This is a genomic window from Bradyrhizobium sp. WSM4874, assembly GCF_055811835.1.
Map to the genome: position 1 here is coordinate 1 of NZ_JBVVPR010000150.1, position 1,233 is coordinate 1,233.

Here is a 1,233-nt window from a genome sequence, read left to right on the forward strand (position 1 = left end):
TCGAAAAGGGCCGCATCCTCGACGAGTTCGTTGCGATCACGGGCTTCCATCGGAAGCATGCGATGCGGTTGCTGCGCTGCGATTCTGAGTGCCAGACAGCGGGTCGCCGCAATCGTCCGCGGATTTACCAAGACGCGGAGAGAAATGCGCTGATACTGCTTTGGGAGGCTGCAGACCGGGTGTGCGGCAAGCGTCTGAAGCCCCTGCTGCCGATCTTGATTGAATCGATGGAGCGGCACGGCCATATCGACCTGGCGTCAGAGATTCGGGCTAAATTATTGTCGATGAGTGCGGCGACGATCGACCGGGCACTTCGATGCGTTCGCGAGCAAAGCGGTCGGCCGCGTCGTCGCTCTGTAGCAAGTGCTCTGCGACGCAGCATCCCTATTCGCACTTCAGCGGATTGGGGAGATCCGGCGCCTGGGTTCGTCGAGGCCGATCTTGTTGCCCACAGCGGTCCTTCGGCGCGCGGCAGTTTCGTCCACACGCTCGTTCTCACGGACATCGCGACCGGCTGGACGGAATGCGCGCCACTTCTGGTGCGTGAGCAGAAGCTGTTGAGCACGGTTCTGACCGAACTTCGTAAACAGCTACCGTTTGCGCTCCTTGGTCTGGACACCGACAACGACTCGGTGTTCATGAATGAGACCTTGAAGGTATATTGCGAACAGGCTGGTATCGTCTTCACGCGCTGTCGCCCCTATCGCAAGAACGATCAGGCTTTCGTCGAGCAGAAGAACGGCGCGGTGGTCCGACGAATGGTCGGCTACCGTCGATTCGAGGGGCTCGAAGCGGCTGCTTTGCTGGCTCAGCTTTACCGTTCGGCCCGCTTGTTCGTGAACTTTTTCCAGCCGTCGTTCAAATTGATACGAAAGGAGCGCGACGGAGCACGTGTCCACAAAACGTATAGCGCGCCGGCGACCCCACATCAGCGGCTGGTTGCCGAAGCAAGAACACCTGATGCCGTCCGCGCAAGCGTCAATGAAATATATGCCCGCCTGGATCCGGTCGCCTTACTGCGCGATATCCGGGCCGTGCAGCAGAAGTTGGCCAGTCTCACCGACGCCGCCCCAGCAAGCCATCCAACTGCGGCGCCACCGATCGAACAGTTTTTGTCGAGCTTACGAATCGCGTGGAAAGAAGGGTCGGTCCGCCCGACCGACAGGCCAATTGCGAAGCCGAAGCGTGAGCGACGACGCCCTGATCCGCTCGTCAAGGCTACGCCACAGCTGC

The 1,233-nt window shown here is 60.1% G+C and carries 1 protein-coding gene; it reads left to right on the plus strand.

Features of this window, described 5'->3' with window-relative positions; all coding sequences use genetic code 11:
* Positions 1–1,233 (plus strand): ISNCY family transposase (locus AC0L3P_RS39755; RefSeq protein ID WP_473309434.1); only part of this gene is annotated, 1,233 nt, incomplete at both ends.